The organism is Luteimonas sp. MC1750, from assembly GCF_016615955.1.
GTDB lineage: Bacteria > Pseudomonadota > Gammaproteobacteria > Xanthomonadales > Xanthomonadaceae > Luteimonas.
Genome location: NZ_CP067113.1, coordinates 2,760,945 through 2,774,706 on the forward strand (window position 1 = coordinate 2,760,945; position 13,762 = coordinate 2,774,706).

Sequence of the window (13,762 nt, forward strand, 5' to 3'; positions counted from 1 at the left end):
GCGCCACGCGCGCCGTTTCAGCCCGGACGCTTCGCCAGCCGGGCCAGGAAGAACCCGTCCATGCCGCCGTCGCCAGGCAGGCGCTGGCGGGCGTGCGGCGCGGAGTCCCCCGCGGGCGCACGGCCGAAGTGCTCCGGCAGGGGATCGGCGACCGCATCGACGGTCCGCGCCAGGAAGGCGTCGACCTGCGCATGGTTCTCGGCGCGCAGGATCGAGCAGGTGGCGTAGACCAGCACGCCGCCGGGCCGCAGCATCGTCCACGCCGTATCCAGCAGGCGCGCCTGCAGGGCGACCAGGGCGTCGATGTCGGCGGCGCGCCGGTGCAGCAGCACGTCGGGCTGGCGGCGCACGATGCCGGTCGCCGAGCACGGTGCGTCGACGAGGATCGCGTCGAACGGCTCGCCATCCCACCAGGGGCCCGGCTCGGCCGCGTCGGCGACGCACGCGGTGACGCCCGGATCGATGCCCTCGCCCAGGTCCAGGCGCCGCCAGGTGTCGCGCACGCGGGACAGCCGGGCCGGATCGACGTCGAGCGCCAGGAGCCGCAGCGTCGGATCGCGCTCGAGCAGGTGGGCCGACTTGCCGCCCGGCGCGGCGCAGGCATCCAGCACGCGCGCACCGGCGGGAGGCGCGAGCGCATCGGCAACCGCCTGCGCGGCGCCGTCCTGGATCGACACGTCGCCTTCGGCGAACCCGGGCAGCGCGCCGACGGCGATCGAGGCCGGGAGGCGCAGCGCATCGTCCAGCGTGTCGTCGGCCACGGCCTCGATGCCCGCTGCCTGCAGGCGGGCCAGGTACGCGTCGCGTCCGCCGCGCCGCCGGTTCACGCGCAGCCAGGTCGGGGCCGGCAGCGCGCTGGCGGCGAAGATCGCATCGGCGTCGCCGGGCCAGTCGGCCGCGACCCCGTCGCGCAGCCAGGCCGGCCAGGCGTCGGCGGGGCTGGATGCGGGAAGGCCTTCGCGCTGGGCGCGCCGCAGCAGGGCGTTGACCAGCTTCGCCTGGTGCGCGCGGCCGATATCGCGGGCGGCGTCGACGGTCTCGCCCACCGCGGCGTGCGGCGCCAGTCCCAGCGGGTCGAGCTGGGCGAAGCCGACATGCAGCAGCGCGCGCAGGTCGCCGTCACGGCGACCCGGCGGCTTCGGCATCCACGCCGCGAGCGCAGCGTCGGCGCGCGCGCGCTGGCGCAGGGCGGCGAAGCAGATCGCTTCCACCAGGGCGCGGTCGCGCGGGTCGGGCAGCGCCGGCAGGGCACGCGACAGTTCGGCCTTCAGCGACCGGCCGTGGTGCAGCACCGCGTCGAGCACGCGCGCGGCGGCGGCACGCGGCGCGCGGCCACTCATCGCGTGGCGAGGTCGCGGCGGGCGTTGAGCCAGTCGGCGGCGGTGATCGCCTTGCCGCCGTCGCGCTGCAGCACGCGGATGCGCAGCGCGCCTTCGCCGCAGGCGACGTCGATGCCGTCACGCCCGGCGGCCAGCACCGTGCCCGGCTGGGCACCTGCCGGCGCATCGACCGCCACCGCGCCGTGGATCCGCAGGCGTTCGCCGGCGAGCACCACCTCGGCGACCGGCCAGGGATTGAACGCGCGGACCTTTCGAGCCAACACCGCGGCCGGCTGCGACCAGTCGAGCCTGGCCTGCGCCTTGTCGAGCTTGTGGGCATAGGTCACGCCGGCGACCGGCTGCGGTCGCGGCACCGGGCGGATGCCCGCGCGCAGCAGGCCCAGGCCATCGGACAGCACCTGTGCGCCGAGTTCGGCCAGGCGGTCGTGCAGCTGTCCGCCGGTCTCGTGCTCGCCGATCGCCAGCGACTGCGACAGCAGCACCGGGCCGGTATCGAGTCCCTTCTCCATCTTCATCAAGCAGACGCCGGTCTCGGCGTCGCCGGCCTCGATCGCGCGCTGGATGGGCGCCGCGCCGCGCCAGCGCGGCAGCAGCGAGGCGTGCACGTTCCAGCAGCCTTCGTCCGGGATGTCGAGGACCTTCTGCGGCAGCAGCAGGCCGTAGGCCACCACCACCATCAGGTCCGGCCGGAGCGCGCGCAGTGCGTCGCGCGAGACCTGGGACTTCAGCGTTTCCGGCTGCAGGACCGGGATGCCGCGCGCCAGCGCTTCCTGCTTGACCGGCGAGGCCTGCAGTCCGCGGCCGCGGCCCGCGGGCCGGTCGGGCTGCGTATAGACCGCGACCACCTCGGCCTTGCCGCAGGCCGCACGCAGCGAGGGCACCGCGAACTCCGGGGTACCGGCGAACACGATCCTCATCGCGCCACCGCCGTCGCGCCGGGCGCGCGGCGGTCAGTCATGCCGGCGCAGCTTGTCGTACTTCTTCATCGCCCGCTCGCGCTTGAACGGCGAGAGGTAGTCGATGAACAGCTTGCCGTCCAGGTGGTCGACCTCGTGCTGGACGCAGGTGGCCAGCAGGCCGTCGACGGCCAGGGTGAAGGGCTTGCCATGGCGGTCGAGCGCCTCGACCTCGATGCCGTCGGCGCGCGTGACATCGGCGAAGATCCCCGGGATCGACAGGCAGCCTTCCTGGTGCACGCGGAGCTCGGCGGAGCGCTCGCGGATCACCGGGTTGATGAACACCAGCGGCTGCTCGCGCTCCTCGGTGACGTCGATCACCATGAAGCGCTCCATGACGTCGACCTGGGTGGCGGCCAGCCCGATGCCGGGCGCCGCGTACATGGTCTCGAACATGTCGTCGAGCAGGCGCTGGAACGCCGGGACGGCGATGGCCGCGGCCTCGCGCGCGCTGGCGACCTTGCGCAGGTTCGGATGGGGGTGCTCGAGGATCGTGATCAGGGACATGCGGGCGTGGGAGAAAGGGTGGCCGCCGTCACAACCGTGCGGCACGGCCCCGGATTGTACCGCCGGCAGGCTTGCGCAGGGTCCGTTCCTGTAGGCATAGTGCGGTCGCTATACGGGGAAATCTCCAAGGGGAGCAGGTAGATGGCCGGCAAGCTTCAGCGCGTTTCGAATGCGCTACGCACGGGTGTTGCAGTAGCAATGCTGACGGTGGCTACGTACGCGGCGGCCCAGGGCCTGCGCGGCGACCATCCTGATACATATGTGGTGGTGCGTGGCGATACCCTCTGGGACATCGCGGGCCGCTTCCTGCAGAAGCCCTGGCTGTGGCCGGAGATCTGGCAGGCCAACCCGCAGATCGCCAATCCCCACCTGATCTATCCGGGCGACGTGATCAGCCTGGCCTACCTCAACCGCGTCGGCGTCACGCCGGGCCCGCGGACCGAGGCGGCGCCGATCAACGCCGTGCCGCTGTCCGAGATCGAGCCCTTCCTCAAGGACTTGCGCGTCGTCGACGACTTCGACCACATGCCTTACGTGGTCGGCCTCGAGGAAGACCGCATGCGCGCCAGCCGCGGCCAGGTGGTCTACGTCCGCGGCCTGGGCGAGGCTTCGCCCGGCACCCGCTACGCGGTGCTGCGTCCGACCGTGCGCTACACCCACCTGCTTCGCGCCGGCCTGTGCTGCGACACCTTCGGCAAGGACGAGCTCGACGCCACTGGCCGCCGCAGCATCGACTGGGGCCAGTACTGGGCCAACGTCGTCATGCCCGACAAAGGCCAGGAAGTGCTGGGCCACGAGCTGATGCGCGTGACCGCCGGCACCCTGACCCGCGGCGAAGTCGGCGGCATCCAGGCCAGCACCCTGCTGCTCGACGAGGAGGGCCGCGAGGTCCGCATCGGCGACCGCGTGGTGCCGGTGGACGCCCAGCCCTACGACCTGCAGTTCTTCCCGCATCCGCCCAAGGTCCAGACCGACTACGGCAAGGCGCGCGTGCTGGCGGTGACCGACATGCTGACCTCCGGCGGCCCGCGCGACGTCATCGCGCTGTCGGTCGGTGCCCGCGAGGGCGTGGACAACGGCACGGTGTTCTCCATCTGGCGCGAGGGCACCAATACGGTCGACCGCGTCGAGAAGGGCCTGGACCGCGAGGAGGACACCGTGTTCTTCGAGAACAAGGTGCGCCTGCCCGACGAGTTCGCCGGCCACGTGATGGTGTTCCGCACCTTCGACAAGGTCAGCTACGGCCTGGTCATGGACAGCATCAAGCCGAGCCGGGTCGGCTACCACCTGAAGCACCCGGACGCGACCTACTGAGGCCGCGGCCTTTCCCGACCGCACGACGCGACGGCGCCCCAGGGCGCCGTCGCCGTTTCCGGGCGAGGCTGGGCCATGGACAGCGAAGACATCCCGGCACTGCTGCGCGTGCTCGCCGCGGGAGGCCGCGCGGAACCGCGGCGCCTGCTCCTGACATCCCATGGCGGCGCGACTGCCGCGCTGCGCGCGGGGCCCGCGGCCTGGCGTGTCGCTGGGCTGGACCCCGCCCAGCGCGCCGCACTGACGGCCACGGATGGGGGTCCGGAGCTCGCGCGGTGGCAGCGCTGGCTCGAGGGCGGGCACGGGCGCCGCCTGGTCGGCATCCACCATCCCGACTATCCGTCGCTGCTCGCGCGGCTTCCCGGCGCACCGCTGGCGCTCTGGGTCCTCGGCGATGCCCACCTGCTCTGGCATCCGGCGATCGCCGTCGTCGGCAGCCGGGCGGCCACCGCCGGCGGATTGCGCAACGCCTACGACTTCGCCCGCAGCTTCGCCGAAGGCGGCCTCGCGGTCACCAGCGGCCTGGCGGCGGGCATCGACACCGCCGCCCACGAGGGCGCACTGGCGGCCTCGGCCGGGCGCACGGTGGCCGTGCTCGGCACCGCGATCGACCAGCCCTACCCGCGGCGCAACGCGGCGCTGTACGCGCGGATCGCGGAGTCGGGCGCGGTGGTCAGCGAACTGCCGCCCGGCACGGCCTACGGCAAGGGCGCCTTCCCCAGCCGCAACCGGATCGTGATGGGGCTGTCGCTGGGCGTCCTGGTGGTGGAGGCGGCGCTGCGCTCGGGTGCCGCGATCACCGCGCGCCTCGCCGGCGAGGCCGGACGCGAGGTCTTCGCCGTCCCGGGCTCGATCCACAACCCCAAGGCCCGCGGTTGCCATCGCCTGATCCGTGACGGCGCCGGCCTGGTGGAAACGCCTTCGGAGGTCCTCGAGTCGCTCACCGCCCTGGCGACCACCCTCGCCGACGACTTGCGCGGGCGCCTGGCCGCCCCCATTGATGCCCCCGGGAGCGCCGCGAGGGTGCCCGGCGCCGCCGGCCCACCTGCAACTCCCGACCACCAGCGCTTGTGGCAAGCACTGGGTCACGACCCCACCGGTATGGATGAACTGGTCTCGCGCACCGGATTGACGGCCGCGGAACTAGGCAGCATGCTGCTGCTCATGGAGCTGGAGGGTCGGGTCGAGGTCGGGCACGGCCGCTATTCCCGAAAGTCTCAGTAACGCGCCCCCGGGCGCAGGCCGGGGGGAAATGAAAGAGAGCATCCTGGACGTCCTGCTCTATCTGTTCGAACACTACTTCACCGAAGACGCGGACCCGGTCCGCGACCGCGACTCCCTCCAGAACGGCCTGCTCCAGGCCGGATTCAGCCCCGCCGAAACCAGCAAGGCCTTCGACTGGCTCGACGCCCTGGCCGCCCAGCGCCCGGTGGACGGGCCGGCGCGCGCCGACGGTCCCACGCGCCTGTTCTCCAGCCACGAGGAGGCCAAGCTCGACGTCGAGTCGCGCGGGTTCCTGATGTTCCTCGAGCAGCACGGGGTGATCGACGCCGACCGCCGCGAGCTGGTGGTCGACCGCGCAATGGCCCTCGACCAGGACGAGCTGGACCTCGACGACCTGAAATGGGTGGTGCTGATGGTCCTTTTCAACCAGCCGGGGTCCGAGGCGGCCTATGCCTGGATGGAGACCCAGATGTTCGTGGACGAGCCCGAAACCGTGCACTGAGTCCTGTCCGGGCGCGGATGCCGGCGCGGACTCGCGCCTTGACAGCCCCACCGCCGCCGTGATTCCACTATAAATAGCAGCCGTCGCACGCCCGGGGCCTCGTCCCGGGCGTTGCCGTCTACACGTCCACACCTCAAGGCACGGCGCCGCCGTCCCGGAAACCCCTGCCGCATGGCCAAGAACCTCCTCATCGTCGAGTCGCCCGCCAAGGCCAAGACGATCAACAAGTACCTCGGCAAGGACTTCCAGGTCCTGGCTTCGTACGGCCATGTCCGCGACCTGGTGCCCAAGGAGGGCGCGGTCGATCCGGCCAACGGCTTCCGGATGCGCTACGACCTGATCGACAAGAACGAGAAGCACGTCGAGGCGATCGCCAAGGCGGCCAAGGCGGCCGACGGCATCTACCTCGCGACCGACCCGGACCGCGAGGGCGAGGCGATCAGCTGGCACATCGCCGAGATCCTGAGGGAGCGCGGCCTGCTCGAAGGCAAGGAGCTGCAGCGCGTGGTGTTCACCGAGATCACGCCGCGCGCGATCAAGGAGGCGATGCTGAAGCCGCGCGCCATCGCCACCGACCTGGTCGATGCCCAGCAGGCGCGTCGCGCGCTGGACTACCTGGTCGGCTTCAACCTCTCGCCGGTGCTGTGGCGCAAGGTGCAGCGCGGCCTGTCCGCCGGCCGCGTGCAGTCGCCGGCGCTGCGCATGATCGTCGAACGCGAGGAGGAGATCGAAGCCTTCGTCGCCCGCGAGTACTGGACCATCGAAGCCGAGTGCGCGCACCCGTCGCAGGGCTTCAGCGCCAAGCTCACGAAGCTCGACGGCAGGAAGTTCGAGCAGTTCACCGTCACCGACGGCGACACCGCCGAGGACGCGCGCACGCGCATCGTCACCGCCGCGCAGGGCGCGCTGCACGTCACCGACGTCGCCAGCAAGGAGCGCAAGCGCCGCCCGGCGCCGCCCTTCACCACGTCGACGCTGCAGCAGGAGGCCTCGCGCAAGCTCGGCTTCACCACCCGCCGCACGATGCAGGTGGCGCAGAAGCTGTACGAGGGCGTGGCGATCGGCGAGGAAGGCGCGGTCGGCCTGATCAGCTACATGCGTACCGACTCGGTCAGCCTGTCGTCCGAGGCGCTGTCGGAGATCCGCGACGTCATCGCCCGTGACTACGGCACGCGCGCGCTTCCCGACAAGCCGAACTTCTACCAGACCAAGTCGAAGAACGCGCAGGAAGCCCATGAGGCGGTGCGCCCGACGTCCGCACTGCGCACGCCGGCGCAGGTGTCGCGCTTCCTGTCCGACGACGAGCGCCGCCTGTACGAGCTGATCTGGAAGCGCGCGGTGGCCTCGCAGATGGTCCCGGCCACGCTCAACACCGTGTCGGTCGATCTCGCCGCCGGCAGCGAGCATGGCTTCCGCGCCAGCGGCACCACAGTGGTGGATCCCGGCTTCCTCGCCGTCTACGAGGAAGGCAAGGACGCCAAGGGCAAGGACGACGACGACGAGGGCCGCAAGCTGCCGGCCATGAAGCCCGGCGATCGCATCCCGCTCGACCGCGTGCACGCCGACCAGCACTTCACCCAGCCGCCGCCGCGCTTCACCGAAGCGTCGCTGGTGAAGACGCTCGAGGAGTACGGCATCGGTCGCCCGTCGACCTACGCCTCGATCATCCAGACCCTGCAGTTCCGCAAGTACGTCGAGATGGAAGGCCGCGCCTTCCGCCCCAGCGACGTGGGCCGCGCGGTGTCGAACTTCCTCAGCGGGCACTTCACCCGCTACGTGGACTACGACTTCACCGCGAAGATGGAGGACGAGCTCGACGCCGTCAGCCGCGGCGAGGAGGACTGGGTGCCGCTGATGGAGAAGTTCTGGGGCCCGTTCAAGGAACTCGTCGAGGAAAAGACCGAGAGCGTCGACCGCAGCCAGGCCACGGGCGCGCGCGAGCTCGGCACCGACCCCAAGTCCGGCAAGCCGGTGAGCGTCCGCCTGGGACGCTACGGACCCTACGCCGCGATCGGCAGCACCGCCGAGGACGCCGAGGACAAGCCGCGCTTCGCCTCGCTGCGCCCCGGCCAGAGCATGCACACCATCACCCTGGAGCAGGCCATCGACCTGTTCCGCCTCCCGCGCACGCTCGGCGAACACAACGGCGAGGAGGTCAGCGTCGGCGTCGGCCGCTTCGGTCCGTTCGCCAAGCGCGGCAGCAGCTACGCCTCGCTCGGCAAGGAAGACGATCCGTACACGATCGAACTCGACCGCGCGGTGTTCCTGATCGAGGAAAAGGAAGAGATCGCGCGCAACCGCATCATCAAGGAGTTCGAGGGCAGCGACATCCAGGTCCTCAACGGCCGTTACGGCCCCTATATCAGCGACGGCAAGCTCAACGGCAAGATCCCGAAGGATCGCGAACCGGCTTCGCTGACGCTCGACGAGGTGGTGCAGCTGCTGGAGGAAACCGGCAAGCCCGCGCGCGGCCGTTTCGGCAAGAAGACCGCGGCGAAGAAGGTCGCTGCCAAGAAGGCACCGGCGAAGAAGGCGGCGGCGAAGAAGGTCGCGGCGAAGAAGGCCACGAAGAAGGCCGGCGCGAAGAAGGTCGCCAGGAAGACCGCGAAGAAGGCGGCCGCGAAGACGGTGGCGAAGTCCGCGGCCCCGACCGCTGCGCGGAAAACCGCCGCCAAGGTCGTCTCCGGGGCGGCCACGGCCAAGGTGGACGATTCCGACAGCGCTCCGTTCTGAGTCCGGAGGGCGACGGCCCGGTCACCGTGATATACAGCGGTGACTGGATCGACAAGGACGTGACATGGACATGGAGTTCCGTGCAGTGGCGTTGGCTGGCGTGGTGTTGCTGGGTGCGTGCGGCTTCACGCCATCCGAGGCCGAGGCTCTCGATCAGGAGCCGAAGCCTGGATCCAGACCCGCTGCCTCCGATCCAGCCGCTGGCGGATCGCTCCAGGACACTCTCCGAAGCCCCAACGGCCTTCGGATCGACGCGAGCGGCGTGGACATGCGACTCAAGGCAGACAACTGCGAAGCAGTCGTCGAAGGTCTGCTTTTCTGCAGCGGCACACAGCTGGACATCGCCTTTCCCGACGCCGCAACGCAGCATGCGCTGAACACAGGTCCGATGCTGGTCAGGGCTGATGCCCTGGCGTTCCGAGGTCCGCTGCCCGTCGATGCCAGGCCAGAGGCGCATTCAATCGTGATCAGCGACGTCAACGCCGATGATCACGAGGACCTTCTGCTCTGGTCCGGGCGCGACGGCGCCTATGGAGGCCCGTCGTTCGACGTCTACCTGTTCGACGAACCCCGGGGTGCATTCCGTCTCAACCGGGCGCTCTCGGATCTCACGGTGGGATACACCGGGCTGTTCGGCGTCGACGGTTCGCGCATTACCGCTGATTCACTCACTGGATGCTGTGTACGGGTGCGGGAAACGTACCTGGTCGACGACGGCCGCCCGGAACTTGTCGAGCGAGTGACCACGGACGACTCGATCCAGGGCGCACCTGCGACCGTGACGGAGCGACTGGTAGAAGGCGAACTCCGGGTCATCATCGACACGAAGTGACGCGCCAACCTGCACACGGAGGTGCAGCAATGAGCGGACACGGCCGCAGCACCGGCGGATTCGGAATCGAGCGGGCGGCATCTGTGCGGCTGATCGTCAGGACGGCCCTCGAGTACGGGGTAGACGATCCCAAGCAGATCGCCTACATCCTGGCGACCGCACAGCATGAGACGCGAAACTTCACCGCACCTGACGAAGACTTCGGGAGAAGCCAGGCGAGAAAGCTTGGCTACAGCGGCGGCGAGGACTATTACGGGCGCGGATACGTGCATCTGACCCACGACTACAACTACAAGAAGTTCGACGAGCTTCTGGGGTTGGGTGGCACACTGATGAGCAATCCGGATGGGGCCAAGGATCCCGAGCTGGCGGCGAAGATCCTCGTTATCGGAATGCGGGACGGCCTTTTCACGGGCCGCCGCCTGGACCGGTACATCAACAACGAAACAGAAGACTCGTACAACGCCCGACGGGTGGTAAACGGCATCACCAGGCAAGAGTGGACGATCAAAGCGGCCGAGGATTGCAAGCGCTATGCCACGGCGTGGGAAGCGCATGTGCCTGCGCTGATTGCTGCGGTGAAGGCAGAAATACTCGAGGAGCAAACAGGGTGGCCGCACGACCTTCGACGGGCGCTCGAGCGACTCACGTTGCCACAACCGTCGGAGCCGCCATTGATCCGGGACGGTCTTCCCGACTTCCTCCGCGTGACCCCAGCGCCCCAACCGACGAGGCCTGCGTCCCGCGACCTGCAGCTCGGGATGCACGGCAGCCACGTGCGCGAGCTCCAGGAAGCGCTGGACGGCCTCGGTATCCGGGACGGGCGGGGGCGTGCACTCGCTGCCGATGGCATCTTCGGGACCAGCACGCACCAGGCGGTGGAGAACTTCCAGCTGTGGAACGGGCTCGACGCTTCCGGCGTTGTCGACGGGTCCACGCGCAGGCTGTTGCTGGATCCGGCGGCCCGGATGGCGGCGGCGCGGGCGCGGCCCGGTGACGCCGCGACGCCGGCGCACGGGCCCACGCTTGCCGATCCCGGCGAACCAACCCATCCCGACCACGCCATGTACCGGTGCATCCGCGCGGGCGTGCGCGAAATCGGCGCCGCCCGCGGCGAGCCCTATGACGTCGACACCTGCGAACGCATCAGTCGCTGCCTGCTGGCCCGCTGCCGCGGGGCCGAGGGACCGCAGGGCGACCCAACGCACGGATCGGTCCATGCGCTCCGGAGCGTCGACCACGTCGTCCTGGGCACGACGGGACAGCTGTTCGCCATCGAAGGCCGGCTGGACGATCCGGCGCAGCGGCGTGTCCAGGTGTCGGTCGTGCACGCCGCGCTCGTTCCGGTTGAAGAGTCCGATCGCAGGCTGGCGGGCGTCGCGGCGCAGTCGGCGCGGAGGCCGGACCCGGCGCAGATCCTTCATCCAGCGCAGGGTGCGCCGGGTACGCCCGGTGCACCCATTGCCCTGGGTGCACCCGCTGCTCCCTGGCACGGGTAAGCTGGCCGCCCAAGCCAGCTGCGGACGCCGGTCCACGCCCTGCCCACGATGCCTCCGGATCCCCGACTCGACGCGGCGCTCGCCGCCCTCCGCGATGGAGGCGTCATCGCCTGTCCGACCGAGGCCGTCTGGGGGCTGGGCTGCGACCCCATCAGCGAAGCGGCGGTGATGCGCCTCCTGGCGATCAAGCAGCGCGAGCTCGCCAAGGGCCTGCTGCTGGTCGCCGCGGACGTGGGCCAACTCGACGGACTGGTGGACTGGGACGCACTGCCGCCAGGCCGCCGCGAGGCGGTCCTCGCCTCCTGGCCAGGCGCCAATACCTGGGTGGTGCCCGCCACCGCGCGCGTGCCCCGCTGGATCACCGGCGACCACGCCGGCGTGGCGGTCCGCGTCTCCGGGCACCCGCTGGTGCGTGCGCTGTGCCTCGGCTTTGGCGGTGCGCTGGTCTCGACCAGTGCCAATGCCGCCGGGGAGCCGCCCGCACGCACGGAGGCGGAGCTCACGCCCGCCCTGCGCGCCGCGGTCGACGCGATCCTGCCGGGCGCCACGGGAGGCCTTTCGCAGCCCACGGCCATCCGCGACGCGCTGAGTGGAGCCGTGCTGCGCGGCTGAGGTCGCGCTGAACCCACGCCCGCCCCACGGGCGTCGCCGTGGCGCTGCGCTTCCCTCCCCGCAGCTGGCGGCGCAAGATGCGGCGATGAGCCCGGTTCCTGCCCGCTTCGCCGCGCTGCTGCTGACCGCCTGCCTGCTGGCGTCGGCGCCGCTGGCGCTGGCGCAGGACACGGCCGGCGAAGTCACCATCTATCGCTGTGCCGGCGCCGACGGCCAGGTCGTGATCGGCAACGTCCCCTGCGGCGACGGTGACGATCAGCAGGTCCGCAGCATGGTGCGTCCGATGGATGGCCGCCCGGCGCCACGCGTGGCCGCCCCGGAGCCGTCCATGCCGCCAGGCGGGCCGACGGTGGAGTACGTGTCCGTCCCGGCGGCACAGCCCCTGTACGAATGCGTGCGCGAGGACGGCAGCACCTACGAGAGCGACACGGGTCTCGGCGAGGAGCGCTGGATCCCGGCGTGGACCGGCGGTGGCTGGCCCATCGGAGGCTACGCGCACGGCGGCGGCCCGAACCGGCCAGGGCGCCCGGGTGCTGGAGGCCGGGGCGACATTGGCGCCCGCGGGTCGACCACCCGTCCTGGCAGTGGCCTGAGCGCGCCGCCGGTCAGCCGCATCAGCATCCCCGCCGATCCACCGCGTCCCGACCCGGGCGCCGCCGCCGGTCCGCGCCCGCGCCCGCCACACGGCGGCCATGCGCACGGTGCCATCGGCGGCTACGTCGAACGCGATTCCTGCCAGGCCCTGCCGCCGGCGGAAACCTGCGCGCGCCTGCGCGACCGCCGCGAGGACATCCGCCGGCGCTTCTTCAACGCGCAGCAGGTCGAGCGCGATACCCTGCGCGTCGAAGAGCGCGGACTCAACGCCCGCCTCGATCGCGACTGCAGGACGTACTGATGCTTCGATCCACCCGACGCCGGCTCGGCCTGTTGGCCGCGCTGGCCGCCCTCGCGGGCGCCTGTCCCGCCGCGGCCGCCCAGCAGGTCGTCATCTACCGCTGCACCGACGCCGCGGGCGCGCTGACCGTGCAGAACGATGAAGCCTGCCCCGCCGGCACGCGGCAGGAACGCACCGTCATCGAGCCGCCGCCGCCCATGCCGGTCTATGTGCCGCAGACGCCCGCACCCGCCCCGCGTGAGGCCCAGGGCGCGGCGCAGGCCCCCGCAACCACGGCCGCGAAGGCGGCACCCGAGCGCCCCGATGCGCCGGCTCCTGCGCGCATCGCCGATGCGGACCGCCTGCCGCCGCCGCCGATCTTCCGCTGCCACACGCCGGGCAACGACCGCTACGTCAGCGAGGACGTCGAACCCAAACCGCGGTGCGTGCCGCTGCAGACCGTCGGCATCAATGGCGACCCGGGCCTCGCCGCTGGCGCGGCCTGCGAATGGCAGTACGACCGCTGCGAACGCATCCCCGACGGTGAAGCCTGCGATGGCTGGCGGCAGCGCGGGCGCGAGATCGAATCCACCTGGCGCTACGCACGCGGGGAGGCGCGCGGTCCCCTGCAGGACGCCTTCGCGCGCGTCTCGACGATCCTGTCCGACACCACCTGCGGGCTGCCGGAGGGCTGAGGCGCGCACCCGTCGACGCCGGGCTCAGCCGTCGAACAGCGTGGCCTGCACCGGCGGATAGACCAGCAGCGTGCCCGCCGGGCGCGCGGCTTCGTTGAGCGGGTGGGGCTGCGGCGGCTTGGCGTCGATGACGTGCAGCACCTCCACGCCCCGGTGCACCAGCAGGTCGGCGACCAGGCGCCGGTGGCAGCGCCACCACACGGCCTCGGCGCACATCAGCGCGGTGCGCCGCGCCTGCGCCAGCTCCAGCGCCTGCGCCAGGCCCTCGGCGAATTCCGCGCTGGCGGTGTGGTCGGCATAGCCCTGGAAGGCGGCGTTGCGCCAGCCACCGTTGGGTGAGCCCGGCTGCGCCCGCCGCCGTCCACCCAGCTGTGGCAGCCACCGATAGCCGATCCCGGCCTCGGGCAGCGCCGACGCCATCGCCTCGCTGGCGAACCAGGGATAGCGCCGGGAGCCGGGGAATCGCCGCACGTCGGCGATCGCTTCGATGCCGTGCACTGCGAGCAGCTCGAGGAACTCCTCCCAGCTGCGCGTGGAGTGGCCGATGGTCCAGATCCTCCCGGTCACTCGAACATCCTCCGCGCAGGGAAACGACCGTGCATGCTGCGCAGCGCGCCATCCCCGCTGCGTGAAGCGGCACCGGGCAGGCGGCTGGGCGCGCGCGTTCACGGCCC

13 protein-coding genes are annotated in these 13,762 nt (G+C 71.3%); 9 read left to right on the forward strand and 4 right to left on the reverse strand.

The window, feature by feature from the left end; genetic code table 11:
- Positions 1-17: 17 nt before the first annotated feature.
- Genes rsmB through def form a run of 3 tightly spaced genes read right to left on the reverse strand, consistent with a single transcriptional unit; the run spans position 18 to position 2,803 of the window.
- Positions 18-1,340: a 16S rRNA (cytosine(967)-C(5))-methyltransferase RsmB gene (gene rsmB, locus JGR68_RS12950; protein WP_199362435.1), complete on the reverse strand. Its 1,323-nt coding sequence runs from the start codon at positions 1,338-1,340 to the stop codon at positions 18-20.
- Positions 1,337-2,257 carry a methionyl-tRNA formyltransferase gene (fmt, locus tag JGR68_RS12955; RefSeq protein ID WP_199362436.1) on the reverse strand — a complete coding sequence of 307 codons (921 nt, stop codon included), beginning with the start codon at positions 2,255-2,257 and terminating at the stop codon, positions 1,337-1,339. Before fmt ends, rsmB begins: the two co-directional genes overlap by 4 nt.
- Positions 2,258-2,290: 33 nt before the next feature.
- Positions 2,291-2,803: a peptide deformylase gene (def, locus tag JGR68_RS12960; protein ID WP_199362437.1), complete on the reverse strand. Its 513-nt coding sequence runs from the start codon at positions 2,801-2,803 to the stop codon at positions 2,291-2,293.
- Between the two features lie 198 nt (positions 2,804-3,001).
- On the opposite strand from def, the gene JGR68_RS12965 reads away from it, so the two are divergent.
- From JGR68_RS12965 to JGR68_RS13005, 9 genes are all read left to right on the forward strand, one after another.
- Positions 3,002-4,117 carry a LysM domain-containing protein gene (locus tag JGR68_RS12965; RefSeq protein WP_199362438.1) on the forward strand — a complete coding sequence of 372 codons (1,116 nt, stop codon included), beginning with the start codon at positions 3,002-3,004 and terminating at the stop codon, positions 4,115-4,117.
- Positions 4,118-4,192: 75 nt separating this feature from the next.
- Complete coding sequence (gene dprA, locus JGR68_RS12970; RefSeq protein ID WP_199362439.1) at positions 4,193-5,341, forward strand: DNA-processing protein DprA; 1,149 nt, start codon at positions 4,193-4,195, stop codon at positions 5,339-5,341.
- Between the two features lie 28 nt (positions 5,342-5,369).
- Complete coding sequence (locus JGR68_RS12975) at positions 5,370-5,843, forward strand: DUF494 family protein (RefSeq protein WP_199362440.1); 474 nt, start codon at positions 5,370-5,372, stop codon at positions 5,841-5,843.
- A gap of 171 nt (positions 5,844-6,014) precedes the next feature.
- Positions 6,015-8,576 (forward strand): DNA topoisomerase I, encoded by a 2,562-nt coding sequence (locus JGR68_RS12980; protein ID WP_199362441.1) that lies wholly within the window; start codon positions 6,015-6,017, stop codon positions 8,574-8,576.
- A 64-nt stretch (positions 8,577-8,640) separates the two neighbouring features.
- Positions 8,641-9,408: a hypothetical protein gene (locus JGR68_RS12985; RefSeq protein ID WP_199362442.1), complete on the forward strand. Its 768-nt coding sequence runs from the start codon at positions 8,641-8,643 to the stop codon at positions 9,406-9,408.
- Between the two features lie 29 nt (positions 9,409-9,437).
- A complete protein-coding gene (locus JGR68_RS12990; protein ID WP_199362443.1) occupies positions 9,438-10,907 on the forward strand; it encodes an XVIPCD domain-containing protein in 1,470 nt (489 codons plus the stop codon).
- A gap of 48 nt (positions 10,908-10,955) precedes the next feature.
- Entirely contained in the window at positions 10,956-11,519 is a 564-nt protein-coding gene (locus tag JGR68_RS12995) for a Sua5/YciO/YrdC/YwlC family protein (RefSeq protein WP_199362444.1), read from the forward strand.
- An 85-nt stretch (positions 11,520-11,604) separates the two neighbouring features.
- The gene (locus JGR68_RS13000) at positions 11,605-12,414 is read left to right on the forward strand and encodes a DUF4124 domain-containing protein (protein WP_199362445.1); all 810 of its coding nucleotides are present in this window, start codon (positions 11,605-11,607) and stop codon (positions 12,412-12,414) included.
- Positions 12,414-13,088: a DUF4124 domain-containing protein gene (locus JGR68_RS13005; protein ID WP_199362446.1), complete on the forward strand. Its 675-nt coding sequence runs from the start codon at positions 12,414-12,416 to the stop codon at positions 13,086-13,088. The genes JGR68_RS13000 and JGR68_RS13005 overlap by 1 nt, the downstream gene beginning before the upstream one ends.
- Positions 13,089-13,112: 24 nt before the next feature.
- Here the strand turns inward: JGR68_RS13005 and JGR68_RS13010 are convergent, their stop codons facing one another.
- Entirely contained in the window at positions 13,113-13,655 is a 543-nt protein-coding gene (locus tag JGR68_RS13010; protein ID WP_234446522.1) for a DUF488 domain-containing protein, read from the reverse strand.
- Positions 13,656-13,762: the final 107 nt, after the last annotated feature.